An 18976-nucleotide genomic window follows, 5' to 3' on the forward strand; every position below is an offset into this window, starting at 1 on the left:
ATTCGTGAGGGAGGACGCACGGTGGGGGCTGGTGTGGTCGTTCAGGTCCAGGGGTAAAGATTCGATACGGGGTAAAGCATAGCTCTTTACCCCGTATCCTTCGGCGCTTCATCTTTTCGTTTGGGGAGAAATTATGGCTACCACAACCAAGCAGCGGATTCGCATCCGGCTGAAGGCTTTTGACCACCGTATCCTGGACCAGTCGGCGGCGCAGATCGTCGAGACGGCCCAGAATACCGGAGCGCGCGTGGCAGGGCCGGTCCCGCTGCCAACGGAGATTGCGAAGTACACGGTACTCCGCTCGCCTTTTATTGATAAGGATTCGCGCGAGCAATTTGAGATGCGGACGCATAAGCGTTTGATCGATATTGTCGAGCCAACGCCGAAAACGGTCGAGGCGCTGACCCGGCTGAACTTGCCTTCCGGGGTAGATATTGAGATCAAGCTCTAGTTTCAGTATCCTCAAAGCGGATCGTTATGAAGCGAGTGTCTCGCCAGGCCAGCCCTGGGATGATTCTACCGGGGCTGGCTGAAAAGGCCAATTGATTTTACTCTAGGGACGGGGCCAGCTACTAGATACCAGATGTGGGGAAGGTCTGGTTAGATCGCGTATCTGCTGAAGAAGTGTCCTTTGGAACCAGCGCGATACGTCCTTCACTCGTTACTGTCTGGATAAGCGCAAGCAGAGCGCAAGCACTGCTGAGTGAAGTAACCGATCTCTGGCGTCTAGTGTCTGGCGCTGCTGAGGAGAGAGAACTATGCTGAGTGGACTGTTGGGTAAGAAAGTGGGGATGACCCAGGTGTTTGGCCCCCAGGGCGCGGCTATTCCGGTCACGGTTATTGAGGCTGGCCCTTGCACCGTTACCCAGATCAAGACGGTTGCCACCGATGGCTACGAGGCGGTGCAGATCGGTTTTGGCAAGACGAAGCGCGCTACCCGCCCTGAACTGGGGCATCTGGGGCATACGCTGGCTCAGCTTCCGGCGCAGCGTCGCAAGCAGCAGCAGGCCCAGGCGAAAGCGCGGGCCGAGGCGCGGAGCAAAGCTGCCGAGGCAAAAACGGCCAGTGAGGAGGAAGAGGCGGCGGAAGCGGAAGAAGAGGAAGCGGAAGAGGCGGTTGAGGAGGAGGACGAAGAGGAGGGTGAAGAAGAGGGCGAAGAGGGGGCGGAGGCTGAGGTGGCTGAAGAGGCGACGCTGGAAGCGGAGGCGGAGGAAGCCGAGGCGCGTGGCGCTGCGGAAACCAGGCCAACCGGGGCTGCTGGGCAGGCTCGCACTGCGCAGCGTGACCTGCAACGCAAGCGCGCGGGAGGTGGGTTGGGGCCATTTAAGGTGCTGCGCGAAGTCCGGCCATTTGGCAAAGATCCCCTTCAGGTAGGCCAACAATTCGATGCCACGATGTTCAAGGTTGGCGAACTCGTTGATGTGGTGGGTACGTCGAAGGGCAAAGGCTTCCAGGGCGTGATGAAGCGACACGGCTTTGGCGGCGGCCAGCGTACACATGGGCAGTCGGACCGCCCGCGTGCGCCAGGTTCCATCGGCGCTGGCAATACTCCTGGTCGTGTTCTGAAGAGTACCCAGATGGCGGGGCATATGGGCGCCAGCCGTGTGACGGTCAAGCGGCTTGAGGTGGTTGCCTCCGATGCCGAACGCGGCGTGCTGCTGGTAAAAGGCTCGATCCCTGGTCCGACTGGTGGAATGCTGATGATTCGCAAGGTGGCGGAGAGTATCACGCTGGCTGAGCGGCTGGAGCAACAGCAAGCGCAGTAGCCAGATAGCCAGCCAGGCTGGCGATGAGGAGTGGAGAAGATTATGCCCTCAGCAAGTGTGTATAACATGGAAGGCGAGGTTGTGGCAGAAGTGGAGTTGAACCCCAGTGTCTTTGGGACGCCGGTCAACACAGCGGTGCTGCATCAGGTGGTGACGGCCCAGTTGTTGAATCGGCGGCAAGGCAACGCTTCGACCAAAACTCGCTCGCAGGTCAGCGGCAGCACCAAGAAGCTGTATCGCCAAAAAGGAACGGGGCGCGCCCGCCAGGGGAGCATTCGCGCGCCGCATCGCCGGGGGGGGGGAGTGGTCTTTGGCCCCCATCCACACCCCTATCATGCGTCGGTTCCGCGAAAGGTGCGCCGTCTGGCGATCCGGTCTGCGCTCTCCGATAAAGCTGCCAATGAGCAGATTATCGTGTTGGATGAGATTACTCTGGATGAGCCGCGCACGCGGGCCATCGTCGATCTGCTGGACATGCTGCCGGTGGAGCGCAACGTTCTGTTTATGGTGCCAGAGCGCGATGAGAATCTGGTGCGCTCGGTGCGCAACATTCCCACGGCAAAAGTCCAGCATATTTCCTCTATCAATGTGGTTGAACTGCTCAAGCATGAGTATCTGATTATGCCGTTTGAGACGCTCCGCCGCCTTGAGCAAGCGTTTGGTGATGGATCGACTACTCTGCCGGAGTTTCTGGAGATTGCCGAGGCCGAAGAGGAGGAAGAGGAAGAGGCTGTTGAAGCCGAAGAGGAGGAAGAGACCGAGGCAGCCGGTGAGGAATGGGAGCAGGAGCCATCCGAGAGCGACGAAGAGGAAGAGGAGTAAGGTTGTGGAACTGACGGAAGTGATCCGTCACGGCATCGTGACGGAAAAGAGTGTCAACCTTCAGCAGAATAATAACCAGTACACCTTCAAGGTGGCGCTGACGGCGAACAAGATTGAGATCAAGCGGGCGGTTGAGGCGATGTTCAATGTCACGGTGCTGAATGTGAATACGGTGCGGATGCCTGGCAAGTCGCGGCGTGTCTATACACTGCGACGTCGCCGCGCGCCCCAGGTTTCAGAGGCTCGCCCCTGGAAGAAGGCTATTGTGACCCTGGCTGAAGGGCAAATCATCGCGGAGCTACAGGCGTAGCCGCTCAGGAAGAAGGAAGGAAGATGCCAGTTCGTCAATATCGTCCGACTTCGCCGGGGCGACGCGGGATGTCGGTCTCGAAGTTTGAGGAGATTACCCGCAGCAAACCAGAGCGCTCGCTGCTGGTGTCGCTTCCCAAGGCAGCAGGCCGCAACAATCAGGGCCGCATCACCACGCGCCATCGTGGCGGCGGCGCCAAGCGGCAGTATCGCATCATTGATTTCAAGCGCGACAAGCACGGCATTCCGGCCAGGGTTGTTTCGGTTGAGTATGACCCCAACCGCTCGTCGAATATTTCGCTGCTGCAATATATGGATGGCGAGAAACGCTATATTCTGGCGCCCCACGGCTTGAAGGTGGGTGATCGCCTGATGTCGGGGCCAGATGCCGAGATTCGGGTGGGCAATGCGCTGCCGCTGCGCAATATTCCAACCGGCACTGTGATTCATAATATCGAGCTTCGCCCTGGCAAGGGCGGCCAGATGGTTCGCAGCGCGGGCGGCGCGGCGCAGCTTATGGCGAAAGAAGGCGATTACGCGCAGGTGCGTTTGCCGTCGGGCGAACAGCGCCTGGTCTACATCACCTGCATGGCAACCATCGGCCAGGTGGGCAATCTCGATCACGAGAATATCTCCCTTGGCAAGGCTGGCCGCTCGCGGCATATGGGCAAACGTCCGGCGGTGCGCGGATCGGTGATGAATCCGGTGGATCATCCGCATGGCGGCGGCGAAGGCCGCTCGCCCATCGGTGGACAGCCCCAAACGCCCTGGGGCAAGCCTGCGCTTGGCTTTAAGACGCGCAAGAATAAGCAGACGGATCGGTTCATTGTGCGCCGTCGTAATGTTGGGCGCGGGAGGTAAGACAAGGTGTCGCGTTCTACGAAGAAGGGTCCATTTATTCACCCATCCCTGCAAAAAAAGGTGCTGGCGATGAGCCGAGGCGGGGAAAAACGCTTGATCAAAACGTGGTCGCGGGCCTCGACGGTGATTCCGCAGATGGTGGGCCTGACGATTGGCGTTCACAATGGAAAGACCCATGTACCCATCTATATCACCGAAAATATGGTGGGCCATAAGCTGGGTGAGTTTGCTCCGACACGCCATTTTCGCGGCCATGCGGGCGGCAGGAGCGAGAGAACCTCATCTGTACGGTAGCGGAGGAAAGCAATGGAAGTTCGAGCGATTGCCAGAGACATTGGCATCCCGCCGCGTAAGGTGCGTCTGGTGACGGATGCCGTGAAGGGGCGCAAAGTCAACGAGGCGCTGGCAATTCTGAAGTTTCTGCCCAATGCCGCCGCGCGTCCGGTGAGCAAAGTGGTGGCGTCGGCGGCAGCTAATGCCGAGAATAATTATAGTCTTGATCCGAATGAACTCTATATCGTTCATATTGTGGCTGATCCGGCGCGGATTACCGAGCGGGTTCGCCCTCGGCCACACGGGCGCGCGTCCTATATCCTTCGACGCTCCAGCCATATCACGGTGGTGGTGTCGGATGATGTGACGATGATCCCGAAGAGCGCGCGCTATTAGCGCCGAGGGTGAAGTAAAGCATAGTAGCAAAGTACTTCAAGGTACTCTAAGGAGGGGTAAGTCTTGGGGCATAAAGTACACCCGATTGGCTTCAGGCTTGGTGTCATCAAGGGCTGGCAATCGCGCTGGTTTGCGGAAAAAACCTATAAAGATTTGCTGGCCGAAGACCTGCGTCTGCGCCGGGTCATTCGCAAAGACCTGGCTTTGGCAGGCGTCTCGCGCATCGAGATCGAGCGCCCTGCCGCCCGCCAGATCTCGGTGACGATTCACACAGCTAAGCCAGGCATTGTGATTGGTAAGAGCGGCCAGAAGGTTGAGGATCTGCGCAGACAGCTTGAGGATGACACGAAGAAGAAAGTCCGGCTGAATATTGTGGAGATTCGGCAGCCGGAGACCGATGCGTTTCTGGTCGCCAGGAGTATTGCCGAGCAGCTTGAGAAGCGTATCTCCTTCCGCCGCGCCATGAAACAGGCGGTGCAGAAGGCGATGCGGTCGGGCGCAAAGGGTATTAAGGTGGTAGTTGGTGGACGGCTGGGTGGAGCGGAGATCGCGCGCACAGAGAAGGAAGTTGATGGGAAAGTTCCCCTGCAAACGCTGCGCGCCGATATTGATTATGATTACGCTGAGGCGCATACGACCTTTGGCGTGATTGGGATCAAGGTCTGGATTTATCGGGGCGATGTGTTGCCTGATAAGCGGCGCATGGAAGTCAGTGCGCTGCCGGAGGCAGTTCCGGCAATGCCGGGCGCTCGTGAGGACCGGCGTGGCGAGCGGCCCCGGAGAGAGCGTGGCCCTGGCGGGCCGCGTGGCGAGCGTGGCGGATTTGGCGGCCCGCGCGGTGAGCGACCGCCGCGCCCGGCTGGCGAGCGACCGCCGCGCCCGGCTGGCGCCCACGCGCCGCGTGGTGAGGGCGCGCCTGCTGGTGAGCGACCGCCTCGGTCCGCAGGTGAGCGTGCGCCGCGTGCGCCGCGCGCTGAGCGTGCGCCGCGCCCGGCGACTGAAGAGCCATCGGCTCCGCCTGAGCCTGCTGAAGAGCAGCCCGCGCGCCCGACTGCTGAAGAGCAGCCGACGCCACCTGAGCCTGCTGATACCAGTCCTGTTTCTCCTCCGGCAGAAGCCCAGACGCCCAGCCCAGAGGAAGAGCCAGGAAGCTGAGAAAGGGGGAGGCTCTCTTCCCTTTCCGTTGAGGAGCAGAGAAATGCTGTTGTCACCGTCGAGAAGTAAACACCGCAAGCAGCATCGCGGGCGGATGGGCGGCGAAGCGCACCGTGGGAGCGAACTTGCTTTTGGTGAGTTTGGCTTGCAGGCGCTGGAGCCGTGCTGGTTAGAGGCTCGCCAGATTGAGGCTGCGCGTATTGCGCTGACACGCCATATCAAGCGCGGTGGAAAAGTGTGGATTCGCGTGTTCCCGGATAAGCCGGTGTCCTCCAAACCCGCCGAAACCCGGATGGGCAGTGGGAAGGGCGCGCCGGATCACTGGGTCGCTGTCGTGAAGCCTGGCCGCATTATTTTCGAGCTGGGTGGTGTGAGAGAAGAGCTGGCGAAGGAAGCGATGCGCCTGGCCGCGAATAAGCTGCCGATACAAACGAGGTTTGTGGTCAAAGGAGGGGTGGAGAGTGTCGAAGCTTAATGATCGGCGCAAGGAAATCCGCGAATATACCATAGATCAGGCCGAACAGGAATTGCAGCGGCTGCGCCGCCAGCATTTTGATTTGCGCATTCAGCAGCAGCGTGGCGAGGTGAAGAACAATCGCCAGTTCACGCAGGTGCGCACCGATATTGCTCGCCTGATGTATCAACTGGACCTGCTCGCGCTTGCCGAGGAGGAAGAGGCTCTGGCTGAGGAGGAGGAACTGCTGGAGGAGGAGGAAGAGGCTGCTGAAGAGGAAGAAGAGGAAGAAGAGGGAGAGGCAGAAGAAGCGAAGGAAGAGGAGGAAGCCGAAGAAGAGGCTGAGGAGGAGGAAGCCGAGGAAGAGGCTGAGGAGGAGCAGGAAGAAGAAGAGACCGCCAGCGAGGCTGAGGAGCCTGATACAGGGGCGCCAGCCAGGAAGGAGAAAGCATAGCTTATGAGCATGCAGAGTCCCGTTGGCGCCGCTCCTGCCCCTGCTGGCGCCACAGGCCGCCGCCAGCAGAAGGTAGGGCGCGTCGTCAGTAACAAGATGCAAAAAACGATTGTTGTCGCCGTTGAGTCGCTGAAGAAGCATCGTATTTACAAGAAGACCTATAAGGTCACGCGGAAGTTTAAGGCGCACGATGAAACCAATGCCGCTCAGATGGGCGACATTGTGCGCATCGAGGAGACGCGCCCACTCAGCAAGGAGAAACGCTGGAAGCTGGTGGAGATATTGACGGCCAGCGCCCAGACGCCTCCTGTTGCAGAGGTCGCGGCGGCTGATGTGGATGAGGAAGTGCTTGGTATCGCGGAAGAGGAAGAAGAGGAGGACCAGCCGTGATTCAGGTACAAACGCGCTTGAAAGTGGCCGATAACAGCGGGGCGAAGGAGATCATGTGCATTCGCATCCTGGGAGGTTCGGCCAAGCAATATGCCGGAGTTGGCGATATTATCAAGGCTTCTGTGAAGCAGGCGGCCCCAAATAGCGCGGTGAAAAAAGGTGAAGTGGTCACGGCGGTAGTTGTGAGGGTTGCCAAAGAATATGGTCGGGCAGATGGGTCATATATCCGCTTCGATGAGAACGCTGCGGTGATTCTGGTGGCGGGGAACAATCCACGCGGCACCCGTATTTTTGGCCCCGTTGCGCGTGAACTGCGCGACCGCAACTTTATGAAGATCATTTCCCTGGCTCAAGAGGTGCTTTAGAATGCCTCACAAAACCGATGGTTGGCCCCACCCCTGCCGCCTGGAAGGACGGCGCTACACCCCCGCCCCTGCTCATGCGGAGGTTTTGTTAGGTACTCTTAGGAGTGGCTTCGCGCGCCATTTGGTAGAGGGAGCAAGGTAAGGTTATGGCGATTAAAGAGAAAGAGCAGCGTCCACTGCATCTGGCGCAGTTACACGTGAAGAAGGGCGATACGGTCCTTTTGCTGGCGGGCAAAGATCGCGGCAAGCGCGGGACGGTCTCGAAGACGATGCCGCGCCAGAGCAAGATTGTGGTGGAAGGTCTGAATGTGGTGAAGCACCACGTTCGGGCGGGTGGGCCGATGCGCCAGCCGGGCATTGTGGATAAAGCCATGCCGCTGCATGTGTCCAATGCGATGGTGATCTGCACTGAATGTGGTGAGCCGACGCGCATCGCACACGAGCGGCGTCCGATGGGCGCAGATCAAAAAGAGCGCGTGGTGCGCATCTGCAAACATTGTGGTAAAGCGATTCAAGATCAGACAAGGAGTTAAGCGCCGTGGCGACACCGAGATTGAAAGAGAAGTATCGCCAGGAAGTGATTCCGGCGCTGCAAAAAGAGTTCAACTACTCCAATATTATGCAGGCGCCAGGCATCCATAAAGTGGTCATCAATATTGGTCTGGGCGAGGCGCTTCAGAACGCGAAGGCGATGGATAACGCGGTGCGCGACCTGACGGATATTACCGGCCAGAGGCCCGTTGTGACCAAGGCCAAGCGTTCGGTAGCCGCCTTCAAGCTGCGCGAGGGCAACTCGATTGGGTGCATGGTGACGCTGCGCGGTGATCGGATGTATTTCTTTCTGGATAAGTTGATGAACGTGGCTTTGCCGCGCCTGCGCGACTTTCAGGGGATTTCCCCGGATGCGTTTGATGGCCGGGGAAACTATACGCTAGGCATCCGTGAGCAGCTTGTCTTTCCCGAAGTGGACTACGATAAGGTGGACAAGGTACGCGGGATGGAGATCACGATTGTGACGACGGCGCGTACCGATGAGGAAGGGCGGCGGCTGCTCAAGTTAATGGGCATGCCGTTCAGGAGTTAGCACGATGGCAAAAATTTCGATGATCGTTAAGTCCAAGCGCAAGCCCAAGTTTAAGGTGCAGCAGCATAATCGCTGCGGTCTCTGTGGCCGCCCGCGTGGGTATATGCGCAAGTTTGGCCTCTGTCGCATCTGTTTTCGGCAGTTGGCGCTGCGTGGTGAACTGCCCGGCGTCACCAAGTCTAGCTGGTAGGCTGCGAGGAGGAATTACTGATGAATATGACTGATCCCATCGCGGATATGCTGACACGCATCCGCAATGCGATCATGGCGCGGCACACCCGTGTCTTGATCCCTGCCTCGAAGATGAAGCTTGCTATCGCACGCATCCTCAAAGAAGAGGGATATATTAAGGATTTTGATTTTCTGAAGGATAATCCACAGGGTACACTGCGCATTTCCTTAAAGTATGTGGATAAGCGACCTGTGCTGACACAACTCAAGCGTGTCAGCCGACCAGGGCTGCGCGTGTATACCAAGCGGGATGATATTCCGCGTGTGCGCGGTGGCATCGGCACAGCCATTATCTCGACCCCCCAGGGGCTGATGACTGGTCGGCGCGCCTATCAGCTTGGCCTTGGCGGCGAGGTCGTTTGCTATATCTGGTAGCCGAAGAGAGGCGGAGAACGTAACAGGCGTGTTGCGTATCCTGTGCTGAGCCTCTTCAGCTTGCAGAAAGGAAAAGAAGATGTCGCGTATTGGGAAGGCGCCGATCACTGTGCCGCAGGGGGTGAAGGTGCAGCTTGGTGAGGGGAACAGCGTCACCGTGACCGGGCCAAAAGGCTCGCTGACCAACTCGTTCCATCCAGATATAAAGATCGCGCTGGAGGATGGCAAGCTGGTGGTGGACCGGCCCGACGAGAGCAAACAGCATAAATCGCTGCATGGGCTGACGCGTACCCTGGTGGCGAATATGGTGACGGGGGTTACACAGGGGTTTACGAAGAGCCTGGAAATTAATGGGGTAGGCTATCGTGTAGCGAAGGTGGGCAATAATCTGGTCTTCCAGGTTGGTTACTCCCATCCGGTGGAGTTTGATCCACCGCCGGGCATCCAGTTTGCTGTCGAGGGTACGACCAAGCTGAGTGTGTCGGGCATTGATAAGTATATGGTCGGCCAGGTGGCGGCGCAGATTCGCAGCATCCGCAAGCCCGAACCGTATAAGGGCAAGGGTATTAAGTACACTACGGAAGTGATCCGCCGCAAGGCCGGCAAGGCGGGCAAAGTCGGCGGCAAGAAGAAGTAGGGAATACACCCTCTAGCGGCTGCGCAAGAACCAGAGTGAACAGGTGAAAGCGATGATTAAGAGTTTCAACGCGAACAAGGCGCGACTGCGGCGGCACCGGCGCGTGCGCAAGCGCGTGCAGGGTACGTCAGAACGCCCCAGGCTTTCTGTCTTCCGCAGCGCGGAGCATATCTATGCGCAGATTATTGACGACGAGCGTGGGCAAACGCTGGTAGCGGCTTCTTCCCTGGAGAAAGCCGGGCGCGGCGCAGCGGGGGCAGGTGGCAAAGCGTCTGCAAGCGGCGCGGCAGCGCCACAGCAGGCGCGCAAGGGGGCCAGAGCGGCTCAAGCTGCCAAAGCGGAGCCTGCGGCTGGCAAGGCTGGGAAGGGCAGCAAGGGCGAGCAAGCAGCGCCTCCGCCAGCAGCGGCTGAGCCATCTGAGGCTGAGCGCGCGCCTGCTGGCCTCAAGGGCATTGCCGCCAACCATAAGGTAGCCGTAGCCCAATCCATCGGGCGTTTGATTGCGGAGCGCGCCAGGGAGCGCGGTATCACCAGGGTCGTTTTTGATCGTGGCGGCTATATTTATCATGGCCGCGTGGCTGCCCTGGCCGCTGGCGCGCGTGAAGGCGGCCTGGACTTCTAGCGAGGAATACGATGGCGAGGATAGACGCTTCAAAGCTGGGGAATCTTGAGGAAACTGTGGTGCAGGTCAGCCGCGTTGCCAAGGTGGTCAAGGGTGGTCGGCGCTTCAGTTTTCGCGCATTGGTCGTGGTAGGGGATCGCAATGGGCATGTCGGCGCCGGTCTTGGCAAGGCCGGTGAAGTGCCAGAGGCGATTCGCAAGGGTGTGGAGGATGCCAAAAAGCATTTAATTAAGGCGCCTTTGTTGGGAACGACGATTCCCTATCTGGTTAAACATCGGTTTGGCGCTTCTGAGGTGCTGCTGAAGCCTGCGGCGCCTGGAACGGGTGTGATCGCCGGTGGTGCGGTGCGCGCGGTGGTGGAGGCGGCTGGTATCCGCGATATTCTGACGAAATCGCTGGGGAGTTCGACAGCCCTCAATACCGTAGCCGCCACGTTAGGCGCTTTGCGTGAGATGCGTACACCGGAGGTTGAGGCTGCCCGCCGCAACCGAACGGTGGCCGATCTGGTTGGCGCTCGCCGCGCTGCCCAGCTTGCCGAGCAGGCCAGCATGGCCGCGCTTGAGACGCCGGTGATTGAGCGCGAGGAGCGCAACCCTCGTGGGGACCGCCCTGAGCGTGGCTCTCGTGGCGAACGCGGTGATCGCGGTGGTGATCGTGGCGGTGATCGCGGAGGTCGTGGCCCAGGAGGGCCAGGCGGTCGGCGCCGCTGATAGAGTAGAGGGAAGGGCTGTTAGGGCGTTTAGAGGAAGGCGGGTCGCGGCAGGTTGATCTCTCTGGCCAGGCTTTTTCTGGCAGGTGTGGATGGGAATCTTTGCGGTGAGCGGCTCTGTTTGCTAGATGAAACGGCTGTGAGATGGTATGATATGGACGACCTCTCTCCCGGCGTCCCCTGAGCCGTATCCCTGGAGCGTAAAAAATTATGAGCAAGTTGCGAATAACCTGGGTGAAGAGCGCGATTGGTTATCCCGTACCCCAGAAACGGACGATTCGGGCGCTGGGCTTCCATCGGCTTCATCAGGTGGTGGAGCATGAAGATAATCCCAGCGTGCGCGGGATGGTTCAGAAAGTGAACCATCTTGTGCGTGTGGAGGAGGTTGCCCAATGAGGCTATCGGATTTGCAAGCGGCGCCGGGCGCGCGTAAGGAAAAGCGCCGCCTGGGGCGTGGTCACGGCTCTGGCCGTATGAAGACAGCCGGGCGTGGCACCAAAGGCCAGAAGGCGCGCACCGGCGGAAGTGTGCCTTCGTGGTTTGAGGGCGGCCAACTGCGGCTGTCGCGTCGTCTGCCCTTTATCAAGGGGTTCACCAATCACTCTAAAAAAGAATATGCGGTGATCAATGTCGCTCAGCTTCAGGTATTTGAGCCTTCCAGCCAGGTAGATGCCGAGGCGCTGGTCGCGTCGGGCATCATCAAAGCCTCGGCGGCGAAGGGGCTGATTAAGATTCTGGGCGATGGCGATCTGGATCGACCACTGAACGTGCGGGCGCATAAGTTTTCGGCGAGCGCGCGGGCGAAGATCGAGGGGGCTGGCGGCGCGGTCGAAGAGATTGTTATCAATGCTCCTGCCAAGACAAAGCGGGCGAAGAAACCCACAGCGCAGGCGTGACCAGGGTAAAACAGGCTATTCTTCCGTGATCATCTCAGCGTGGGGGAGCCAACAGTAGCCCGCTCCCCCGTCTCAGTATTTGGTTCGTTATTGGTAATGAGCAATTTTTCTCTTTCCTGGTGATCCCCCAGGTTGTCAGGGCAGCGCACCTGGATTGGCTGATCGGAGGCATCTATGTGGGAACGTCTACGCAGCATCTGGACCATTCCAGACCTGCGTAACAAGATTCTCTTTACGCTAGGCATGCTGCTGGTGTTCCGGCTGGTGGCGCATGTGCCAGTTCCGGGTATTGATCCCGCCAGCCTGCAAAATGCGCTGGGCAATAACCAGCAGTATAACCAGCTCTTCGGTCTGCTGGATGTGTTTTCAGGTGGTTCGCTGCAAACTTTTTCGGTGGCGGCCCTGGGGGTTTATCCTTATATCACGGCCTCGATTGTGATGCAGTTGATTGTGCCGATCTTCCCGCGCCTGGAAGCCCTCCAGCGCGAGGGCGGCGAGGCCGGGCGCACGCGCATCAGCCAGTATACGCGCGTGCTGACGGTTCCGCTGGCGTTCCTTCAGGCGTTTGGGCAGAGCGCGATCTTTGTGCAGTTGGGCGCTATCTCTCAAGGCCAGTTTAGCCTCTTCCAAGCCTCGACCTTCCTGCCCACGTTTGCCACGCTGGTGACGCTGACCGCCGGGACGGTTTTCCTGGTCTGGCTGGGCGAGGTCATCACCGAAAATGGGATCGGCAACGGCATCTCACTGATTATCTTTGCTGGAATTGTCAGCCGCCTGCCTTCAGATGTTGGCACGCTGCTGATTAGCACGAGTGCTGGTGGGGTCACGAATACGACGAATATTGTACAAATTGTGGTCTTCATCGCGGTGGTGGCGCTGATTGTCCTTTCGATTGTCTTTATCTATCAGGCCCAGCGACGTGTGCCAGTGCAATACCCCACGAAGCGGATGGTTGGGCGTGATCGCTACGCGGGTTCGAGCCAGATGTCCTACATTCCGATGCAGATCAATATGGCTGGCATGATTCCCCTGATCTTTGCCCAGTCTATGCTGATCTTCCCGGTCATTCTGTCGTCCTATCTGGCCTTTAGCTCAAACAAATTCATTGCCAATGCGGCGAACGCTGTGCGCGCCTGGGTCGATCAAACGCACTGGTGGTACTGGGTGATCTTCTTTGTGTTAGTGGTGGCCTTTACCTTCTTCTATGCGATGGTTCTCTGGCAGCAGCAGAACTTGCCTGAAAACCTGCAAAAACAAGGAGCCATTATTCCAGGCATCCGGCCCGGACCCAAGACCCAGCAGTACCTGGATGCGGTGCTGCGGCGCATAACGCTGGCTGGCGCGGTCTTCCTGGGCATCATTGCGGTGGTGCCGGCCTTCTTCCTGGTGAATGGCACGCAGTTGCTCAGCGCGGCGGCTTTGCTCATCGCTGTTGGTGTGGTGCTGGATACGGTGAAGCAGTTAGAAGCGCAAATGGTGATGCGGAACTACTCTGGTTTTCTGCGCTAGATGCCTGGGGCAACGAGCGCAGCCTTTGACCTGGCTGCCAATGGCGGCAGTTTGATAGCCTCTGCGCCCACTGGAGCGCGTGGGGGCGGTTGAGGGCGAGGATGGAAAGCCAGGCTGCCTGGGATGGGGTGATCGTTGTGGCGGACTGATAGGCGGCGCCGGGTCTCTCCTCCTCAGCGTTGAGCAAAGGTGGCAATGTGGATATTCTTCTGTTGGGCGCTCAGGGATCTGGCAAGGGAACCCAGGCTGATGCTTTGGAAGCAAAGCTGGGTATTCCGCATGTCGCTAGTGGAGATTTGCTTCGCGCGGTGATCAGCCAGAATACGCCGGTAGGCCAGAGCGCGCGGTCCTATTATGATCGTGGGGATCTGGTTCCCGACGAGATCATGGTAGCGATGTTTCTGGAGCGTCTGGAAGAACCGGATTGCGCCAAAGGGGTCATTCTGGACGGCTTTCCGCGCACGATTGCTCAGGCTGAAGAGTTGGATAAGGCGCTGGCTGCGCTGCGCCGGGGTGTCGATCATGTAATTTATCTCAAGGCTGATCCGAATGTGTTGGTAAAACGCCTGGCAAATCGCTATATCTGCCGGGCGCACCAACACCCTTATAATCTGGTGACGAATCCGCCAAAGCGACCTGGCATCTGTGATATTGATGGCAGTGAATTATATCAACGCAGCGATGACACTGAGGGGGCTGTGCGGCGCAGGTTAGAAATCTTTTACAGCGAGACGGTCAGGCTTCTTGATTACTACGGCGCCCAGGGGAAGGTTCGTGAGATTGACGCGGAGCAGCCTATTCAGGCTGTCACCAGGGACATCTTACAGGCGCTGGGTACGTAAGAAACGGGCGATCCGGGTATGGCGATTATTACCAAGTCGAAAACTGAGCGGGAAGAGATGCGCGCCGCTGGCGCGCTGGTGGCCGAGATTTTAGAGACGCTTACGCGCGCGGTGCGGCCAGGGGTGACAACGGCGAAATTGAACGAGCTGGCGGCGCGCGAATTGAAGCAGTATAGGGCGACCTCGAACTTCAAGGGCTATCACGGCGGCCTCTACTTTCCTGGCACGATCTGCGCGTCGGTGAATGAGGAAGTGGTGCATGGCATTCCAGGCAAGCGTGTCTTGAGAGAAGGCGATATTATCAGCATTGACTTCGGCGCGGTCTATAACGGCTGGAATGGCGATTCGGCTACGACGGTGCCGGTGGGTCAGGTTTCGCCGGAAGCTGAGCGGCTGCTGCGGGTGACGCGCGAAGCCTTGCAGCAAGGTATAGCAAAGGCGCGTGCTGGCAATCGGGTGCAGGACATTGGGCGGGCTGTGCAGCAGTATGTAGAGGCGTCTGGCTTCTCGGTGGTACGGCAGTATGTTGGGCATGGCATTGGCCGCGAGATGCACGAGGAGCCGCAGGTGCCGAATTATGTGGATGAACATCAGCGCAATCCACAACTGCTCCCCGGCATGGTGATTGCTATCGAGCCGATGGTGAACGCGGGCGGCGCCGCGACCAGGGTGCTGGATGATAGGTGGACGGTGGTTACTGCTGATGGCAGCCTTTCCGCGCACTTCGAGCATACGGTGGCGATTACGGAGGGCGAGCCGGATATTTTGACGCTGCCGCGCATGTGAGATGAACTCGGTGTTTGTCAGGGGGCGCTTCGTTTTGTTATTCCGCTTTGGAAGACTTGCGAAGTGAAAACCTCTATGCTATAATTTGAAGTTGGCTGCGGCTTTTTTTCTAAGGCTGCTGCTGCGCCTTGAGCGTTAGTCTATAGGGAAGAGGTGCTATGCCAAAAAAGGATGCCCTGGAATACGAAGGGGTCATCATGGAAGCGCTGCCGAACGCGCAGTTCCGGGTGGAGTTAAGCAACGGGCATAAGGTGCTGGCTTATTTGTCGGGCAAGATGCGCACCAATTTTGTGCGCGTGGTCCCGGGCGATAAGGTGAAGGTAGTTCTTTCAGAATATGACCTGGATCAAGGGCGCATCGTCTGGCGCAATCGGGGATAGGAAGAGGCGCGGGAGGAATAGTGGCGCAGCCCTGCCTGAGTATGACAAAGGTGAGGCAGGGCGTTTTGCATCCTATCATGAGCCTCTTTGCTTTCAGACGCCAGGACGCCAACAGGAACAGGTATTATCTCCTTTTTACTCTGGCTTGTTTTCTCTCGCTTTTGCCCGGCGCTGACGGGAAGAGACGAGAGAAATGCTTACTTGTTGGGCGTCTGATGTGGTTGGGCTGGATGCCAGGACAGTCGCGCTCTCGCAAAAAAACCTGTGCTGCGCTTCATCGCAGCATAGAGGAAGGTGGGTAGATCGATGAAAGTGCGTGCTTCGGTAAAACCACGCTGCCCGGATTGCAAAGTGATTCGTCGGCGCCGTGTGGTTATGGTGATCTGTAGTAAGAACCCCAAGCATAAACAAAAGCAGGGATAACTGATTTCAACCATTGATGAAGGAGGGGCTTGCGAATGGCCGGTAGCGCAAGAATTGCTGGCGTAGATATTCCGCGCGATAAGCGTGTGGAGATTGCGCTGACCTACGTGTTTGGCGTTGGCCTGACCACCAGCAAAAAGGTGCTGGAGCATACCCGCGTCAACCCGGATACTCGCGTGAAGGATTTAACGGAAGAAGAGGTCAACCGCTTGCGTGAGTATATTGACCGCAACGTCAAGGTTGAGGGCGATTTACGCCGCGAAGTGGACATGAATATCAGGCGGCTGATCGAGATTGGCAGCTATCGGGGGATGCGCCACCGGCGCAATCTGCCGGTACATGGGCAGCGCACACGCACGAATGCGCGAACCAAGCGAGGGGTGAAGAAGACCGTCGCCGGGCGCAAGAAGGCTACTGCGAAGAAATAATGCTGGGAGGAACCGCCAGGCATGGCTGATGCAAAGAAGAAGACGGCTGGTCGCCCTCGCCGTCGTGAGCGCAAATCCGTTCCGCGCGGGCAGGCGCATATTCAATCTACGTTTAATAATACACTTGTAACCATTACTGATCCAAATGGCAATGTGATTTCCTGGGGCAGCGCCGGAATGCACAACTTTAAGGGTTCGCGCAAGAGTACGCCGTATGCCGCGCAGGTGACGGCGGAAACGGCGGCCCGCAAGGCGATGGAGCATGGGCTGCGCCAGATTGAGGTGTATGTTAGAGGGCCAGGTTCCGGGCGTGAAGCGGCGATTCGCTCGCTTCAGACGGCTGGTATTGCGGTTATTTCCATTACTGATGTCACGCCCATTCCGCACAACGGGTGCCGTCCGCCAAAGCGACGCCGCGTGTAGTGTTTTGTTGGGTCTGTCATTTTTGGGGTCTGGAGAAGGAGTTTCATGGCACGCTATACAGGCCCGGTCTGCCGTTTGTGCAGGCGTGAGGGCATGAAGTTATTTCTGAAGGGTGATCGCTGCCTGAGTAAAAAGTGCGCGATTGAGCGAGGCCGGGGCCGCCCAGGCCAACATGGGGCCGGGCGTGTGCGCAAGGCATCGGGCTATGCGCTGCAACTGCGTGAGAAGCAGAAGGTGCGCCGCACCTATGGTATTCTGGAGCGGCAGTTCCGGCGTCACTTCCAGGCGGCGGCTCACCAGCCTGGCAAAACCAGTGATAATCTGCTGCAACTGCTTGAGATGCGCCTGGATAATCTGGTGTATCGCCTGGGGTTCGGCGATTCCCGCTCGCAGGCGCGCCAGCTTGTCTCGCATGGTCATTTTGAGGTTAATGGGCGCAAGACGGACATCCCCTCGTTTATTGCCCGCCCTGGGGATGTGATTGCGGTGCGTGAACACAGTAAGAACCTCGAATACTTTAAGACGCGGGCGCTCATGCTTGCCCAAAAGGGCGTGCCCAACTGGCTGCGGCTGGATACGGCTGCATTGTCTGGGCGTGTGATGGCGCTGCCAACGCGCACGGAACTTGAGCTGCCCTTCGACGAGGCGCTGGTGGTTGAACTGTACCAGCGGTAAGAGGAGGTTCCTGTGCTTGATATTGCTCTGCCTCGTATAAAATGTACCCAATCCTCGGAGAACTATGCCAGCTACGATATTGAACCGTTGGAGGCAGGGTATGGCATGACCCTGGGTAACGCGCTGCGCCGCGTGTTGCTCTCTTCGCTGCCAGGAGCGGCAGTGACCTCCATCAAGATTGAAGGCGTTCAGCATGAGTTTCAGGATGTTTCGCATGTCAAGGAAGATGTGACGGATATTGTGCTGAATGTCAAGCGGCTGCGCATGCGGTCCTTTTCTGATCATCAGGTGATGATGCGCCTGGATGTATCGGGCGAGCGCGAGATCACGGCGGCGGATATTCTGGCGCCCAGTACGGTGGAGATTGTGAACAAAGACCTCCACATCGCTACGCTCGATAGCCCGGAGGCGCATCTGGATATGGACCTGATTGTGGAGACCGGCAAGGGCTATGTTCCGGCTGAGTCGAAGGAAGGCCAGCCCATCGGGATTATTCCGGTTGACGCGATCTTTACGCCGGTACAAAAGGTCAACTATGCTGTTGAGCATACGCGCGTCGGCCAGATGACGAACTACGATAAGATTGTGTTGCAAGTCTGGACGGATGGCACGATTACGCCAGATGAGGCGGTGCGCCAGGCATCGCAGATTCTGGTACGCCATTTCACCCAGATTGCGGACTATCACGCGGTTCTTGCTGAGCCGGACAAGCCGCCGCTCTCCAGCTATCCGATTCCGCCGCAGGTGTACGATACACCTATCGAGGAATTGGACCTGTCGGTGCGCGCGTATAACTGTCTCAAGCGCAGCAATATTACGAAGGTCGGCCAGGTCTTGTCAATGAATGAGGAGGATCTGCTGGCGGTGCGCAACTTTGGGGAGAAGAGCCTGCAAGAACTGCGCGAGCGCCTGGTCCTGAAGCGTTTCCTGCCCAATCCGCGTAAAGGGGGCGGCACGATGACGCTCGATGCGGATGAGGAAGGCGATGAGAGTTTCCCATCAACCAACGGCTTGAACTAAACGCTTGCCCTTGACGCCGGGATGCGTCGGGGCAAGAGCAATAGTGGGAGGATTGAGCGATGCGGCATCGTGTTGCCGGAAATCGAGTCAATATGCCCGAAGCGCGCCGCCGGGCGGCGTTCCGCAATTTGATGGATGGCCTGATTCGCTACGAGCGAATTAAGACAACGGAAGCCAGAGCGAAGGCCATTCGGGGAGAGACGGAACAGCTTATTACAACGGCTATCAACGGGACGCGGGCAGCCTGGGGGCATTTGCGCTCGGTTGTGCAGGATGACCATCAGGCTGAAGATGTCTGGCTGCTGGCGCGCAGGGGCTATTTTTCGCTGGATGAGGAAGTGGCGAGCAACGAGGACCGCGAGGCCCAGGGTAAGCTGCCTCTTTCTGCGGAAGGGCGCAAGTTCCGCGAGCAGCGCCTCAAGGAGCGCCAGACCGAACTGCTGAAGATCATTGCGGATCGTGATGAGGCGCAGGCGGCGCTGGACGCGGCTCGTGAGGCGATGGCGATTCAACTGCACGCGCGCCGCCAGATTCTGAAGCGCCTGCCGAACGAGGTGGTGGTGAAGAAAGTCTTTGATGAGCTGGTCCCTCGCTATATGGATCGTCCGGGCGGCTATACGCGCATTGTGAAGCTTGGGCGTCGCGTGGGTGACGCGGCTGAGATGGCGCAGATCGAGTTGGTCTAGGCGGC

Annotated in this window: 27 protein-coding genes and 6 pseudogenes; all 33 read left to right on the forward strand. The window is 58.4% G+C overall.

All coding sequences use genetic code 11. The annotated features are described in order from the left end of the window. Positions 1-133 precede the first annotated feature (133 nt). The 33 genes and pseudogenes from rpsJ (at position 134) to rplQ (ending at position 18971) form a co-directional block, all read left to right on the forward strand. Positions 134-451, forward strand: a complete 318-nt coding sequence (rpsJ, locus tag VH599_10895; protein ID HEY7348812.1) for a 30S ribosomal protein S10 — start codon at positions 134-136, stop codon at positions 449-451. A 310-nt stretch (positions 452-761) separates the two neighbouring features. After that, positions 762-956, forward strand: a pseudogene (locus VH599_10900) (50S ribosomal protein L3). Positions 957-1175: 219 nt separating this feature from the next. Then, positions 1176-1766, forward strand: coding sequence for a 50S ribosomal protein L3 (gene rplC / locus VH599_10905; GenBank protein ID HEY7348813.1), 591 nt, complete (start codon positions 1176-1178; stop codon positions 1764-1766). Between the two features lie 42 nt (positions 1767-1808). Continuing rightward, the gene (rplD, locus tag VH599_10910; GenBank protein HEY7348814.1) at positions 1809-2588 is read left to right on the forward strand and encodes a 50S ribosomal protein L4; all 780 of its coding nucleotides are present in this window, start codon (positions 1809-1811) and stop codon (positions 2586-2588) included. A 4-nt stretch (positions 2589-2592) separates the two neighbouring features. Further along, positions 2593-2898 (forward strand): 50S ribosomal protein L23, encoded by a 306-nt coding sequence (gene rplW / locus VH599_10915; protein HEY7348815.1) that lies wholly within the window; start codon positions 2593-2595, stop codon positions 2896-2898. A 23-nt stretch (positions 2899-2921) separates the two neighbouring features. Beyond that, entirely contained in the window at positions 2922-3758 is an 837-nt protein-coding gene (gene rplB / locus VH599_10920) for a 50S ribosomal protein L2 (GenBank protein ID HEY7348816.1), read from the forward strand. A 6-nt stretch (positions 3759-3764) separates the two neighbouring features. Continuing rightward, complete coding sequence (rpsS, locus tag VH599_10925; protein HEY7348817.1) at positions 3765-4052, forward strand: 30S ribosomal protein S19; 288 nt, start codon at positions 3765-3767, stop codon at positions 4050-4052. Positions 4053-4064: 12 nt separating this feature from the next. After that, the gene (gene rplV, locus VH599_10930) at positions 4065-4427 is read left to right on the forward strand and encodes a 50S ribosomal protein L22 (protein HEY7348818.1); all 363 of its coding nucleotides are present in this window, start codon (positions 4065-4067) and stop codon (positions 4425-4427) included. Positions 4428-4490: 63 nt separating this feature from the next. After that, a pseudogene (gene rpsC / locus VH599_10935) lies at positions 4491-5126 on the forward strand (30S ribosomal protein S3). Between the two features lie 502 nt (positions 5127-5628). Then, positions 5629-6057: a 50S ribosomal protein L16 gene (gene rplP, locus VH599_10940; protein ID HEY7348819.1), complete on the forward strand. Its 429-nt coding sequence runs from the start codon at positions 5629-5631 to the stop codon at positions 6055-6057. Then, on the forward strand, positions 6044-6490 hold the full coding sequence (gene rpmC / locus VH599_10945) for a 50S ribosomal protein L29 (GenBank protein ID HEY7348820.1): 447 nt from the start codon (positions 6044-6046) through the stop codon (positions 6488-6490). Before rplP ends, rpmC begins: the two co-directional genes overlap by 14 nt. 9 nt (positions 6491-6499) lie before the next feature. Further along, a pseudogene (gene rpsQ / locus VH599_10950) lies at positions 6500-6775 on the forward strand (30S ribosomal protein S17). A gap of 101 nt (positions 6776-6876) precedes the next feature. After that, entirely contained in the window at positions 6877-7245 is a 369-nt protein-coding gene (gene rplN, locus VH599_10955; protein ID HEY7348821.1) for a 50S ribosomal protein L14, read from the forward strand. 146 nt (positions 7246-7391) lie between these two features. Further along, entirely contained in the window at positions 7392-7778 is a 387-nt protein-coding gene (rplX, locus tag VH599_10960) for a 50S ribosomal protein L24 (GenBank protein ID HEY7348822.1), read from the forward strand. A gap of 5 nt (positions 7779-7783) precedes the next feature. After that, positions 7784-8329, forward strand: a complete 546-nt coding sequence (gene rplE / locus VH599_10965) for a 50S ribosomal protein L5 (protein ID HEY7348823.1) — start codon at positions 7784-7786, stop codon at positions 8327-8329. A 4-nt stretch (positions 8330-8333) separates the two neighbouring features. Continuing rightward, on the forward strand, positions 8334-8519 hold the full coding sequence (locus VH599_10970) for a type Z 30S ribosomal protein S14 (protein ID HEY7348824.1): 186 nt from the start codon (positions 8334-8336) through the stop codon (positions 8517-8519). A 20-nt stretch (positions 8520-8539) separates the two neighbouring features. Further along, positions 8540-8935, forward strand: a complete 396-nt coding sequence (rpsH, locus tag VH599_10975) for a 30S ribosomal protein S8 (GenBank protein HEY7348825.1) — start codon at positions 8540-8542, stop codon at positions 8933-8935. 79 nt (positions 8936-9014) lie between these two features. Further along, on the forward strand, positions 9015-9572 hold the full coding sequence (gene rplF / locus VH599_10980; GenBank protein ID HEY7348826.1) for a 50S ribosomal protein L6: 558 nt from the start codon (positions 9015-9017) through the stop codon (positions 9570-9572). A 52-nt stretch (positions 9573-9624) separates the two neighbouring features. Continuing rightward, a pseudogene (locus VH599_10985) lies at positions 9625-9837 on the forward strand (50S ribosomal protein L18). Between the two features lie 222 nt (positions 9838-10059). Further along, positions 10060-10194 (forward strand): annotated as a pseudogene (locus VH599_10990) (50S ribosomal protein L18). Between the two features lie 11 nt (positions 10195-10205). Next, a pseudogene (gene rpsE / locus VH599_10995) lies at positions 10206-10706 on the forward strand (30S ribosomal protein S5). A gap of 407 nt (positions 10707-11113) precedes the next feature. Then, the gene (gene rpmD / locus VH599_11000; GenBank protein ID HEY7348827.1) at positions 11114-11299 is read left to right on the forward strand and encodes a 50S ribosomal protein L30; all 186 of its coding nucleotides are present in this window, start codon (positions 11114-11116) and stop codon (positions 11297-11299) included. After that, on the forward strand, positions 11296-11799 hold the full coding sequence (rplO, locus tag VH599_11005) for a 50S ribosomal protein L15 (protein HEY7348828.1): 504 nt from the start codon (positions 11296-11298) through the stop codon (positions 11797-11799). The genes rpmD and rplO overlap by 4 nt, the downstream gene beginning before the upstream one ends. Positions 11800-11973: 174 nt before the next feature. Then, positions 11974-13308 carry a preprotein translocase subunit SecY gene (gene secY, locus VH599_11010; protein HEY7348829.1) on the forward strand — a complete coding sequence of 445 codons (1335 nt, stop codon included), beginning with the start codon at positions 11974-11976 and terminating at the stop codon, positions 13306-13308. Positions 13309-13505: 197 nt separating this feature from the next. Then, complete coding sequence (locus tag VH599_11015; protein HEY7348830.1) at positions 13506-14150, forward strand: adenylate kinase; 645 nt, start codon at positions 13506-13508, stop codon at positions 14148-14150. Positions 14151-14168: 18 nt separating this feature from the next. Further along, positions 14169-14936 carry a type I methionyl aminopeptidase gene (map, locus tag VH599_11020; protein HEY7348831.1) on the forward strand — a complete coding sequence of 256 codons (768 nt, stop codon included), beginning with the start codon at positions 14169-14171 and terminating at the stop codon, positions 14934-14936. Positions 14937-15094: 158 nt separating this feature from the next. Further along, positions 15095-15316 carry a translation initiation factor IF-1 gene (gene infA, locus VH599_11025; protein ID HEY7348832.1) on the forward strand — a complete coding sequence of 74 codons (222 nt, stop codon included), beginning with the start codon at positions 15095-15097 and terminating at the stop codon, positions 15314-15316. A gap of 306 nt (positions 15317-15622) precedes the next feature. After that, complete coding sequence (rpmJ, locus tag VH599_11030; GenBank protein HEY7348833.1) at positions 15623-15739, forward strand: 50S ribosomal protein L36; 117 nt, start codon at positions 15623-15625, stop codon at positions 15737-15739. A 35-nt stretch (positions 15740-15774) separates the two neighbouring features. After that, positions 15775-16167 carry a 30S ribosomal protein S13 gene (gene rpsM / locus VH599_11035; GenBank protein HEY7348834.1) on the forward strand — a complete coding sequence of 131 codons (393 nt, stop codon included), beginning with the start codon at positions 15775-15777 and terminating at the stop codon, positions 16165-16167. A 21-nt stretch (positions 16168-16188) separates the two neighbouring features. Further along, positions 16189-16590, forward strand: coding sequence for a 30S ribosomal protein S11 (rpsK, locus tag VH599_11040; protein ID HEY7348835.1), 402 nt, complete (start codon positions 16189-16191; stop codon positions 16588-16590). A 45-nt stretch (positions 16591-16635) separates the two neighbouring features. Further along, a complete protein-coding gene (gene rpsD, locus VH599_11045) occupies positions 16636-17265 on the forward strand; it encodes a 30S ribosomal protein S4 (GenBank protein ID HEY7348836.1) in 630 nt (209 codons plus the stop codon). A gap of 12 nt (positions 17266-17277) precedes the next feature. Further along, positions 17278-18285, forward strand: a complete 1008-nt coding sequence (locus tag VH599_11050; GenBank protein ID HEY7348837.1) for a DNA-directed RNA polymerase subunit alpha — start codon at positions 17278-17280, stop codon at positions 18283-18285. A gap of 131 nt (positions 18286-18416) precedes the next feature. Continuing rightward, positions 18417-18971 carry a 50S ribosomal protein L17 gene (gene rplQ, locus VH599_11055; GenBank protein ID HEY7348838.1) on the forward strand — a complete coding sequence of 185 codons (555 nt, stop codon included), beginning with the start codon at positions 18417-18419 and terminating at the stop codon, positions 18969-18971. The last annotated feature ends 5 nt before the right edge of the window (positions 18972-18976 follow it).

The organism is Ktedonobacterales bacterium, assembly GCA_036557285.1.
GTDB lineage: Bacteria > Chloroflexota > Ktedonobacteria > Ktedonobacterales > DATBGS01 > DATBHW01.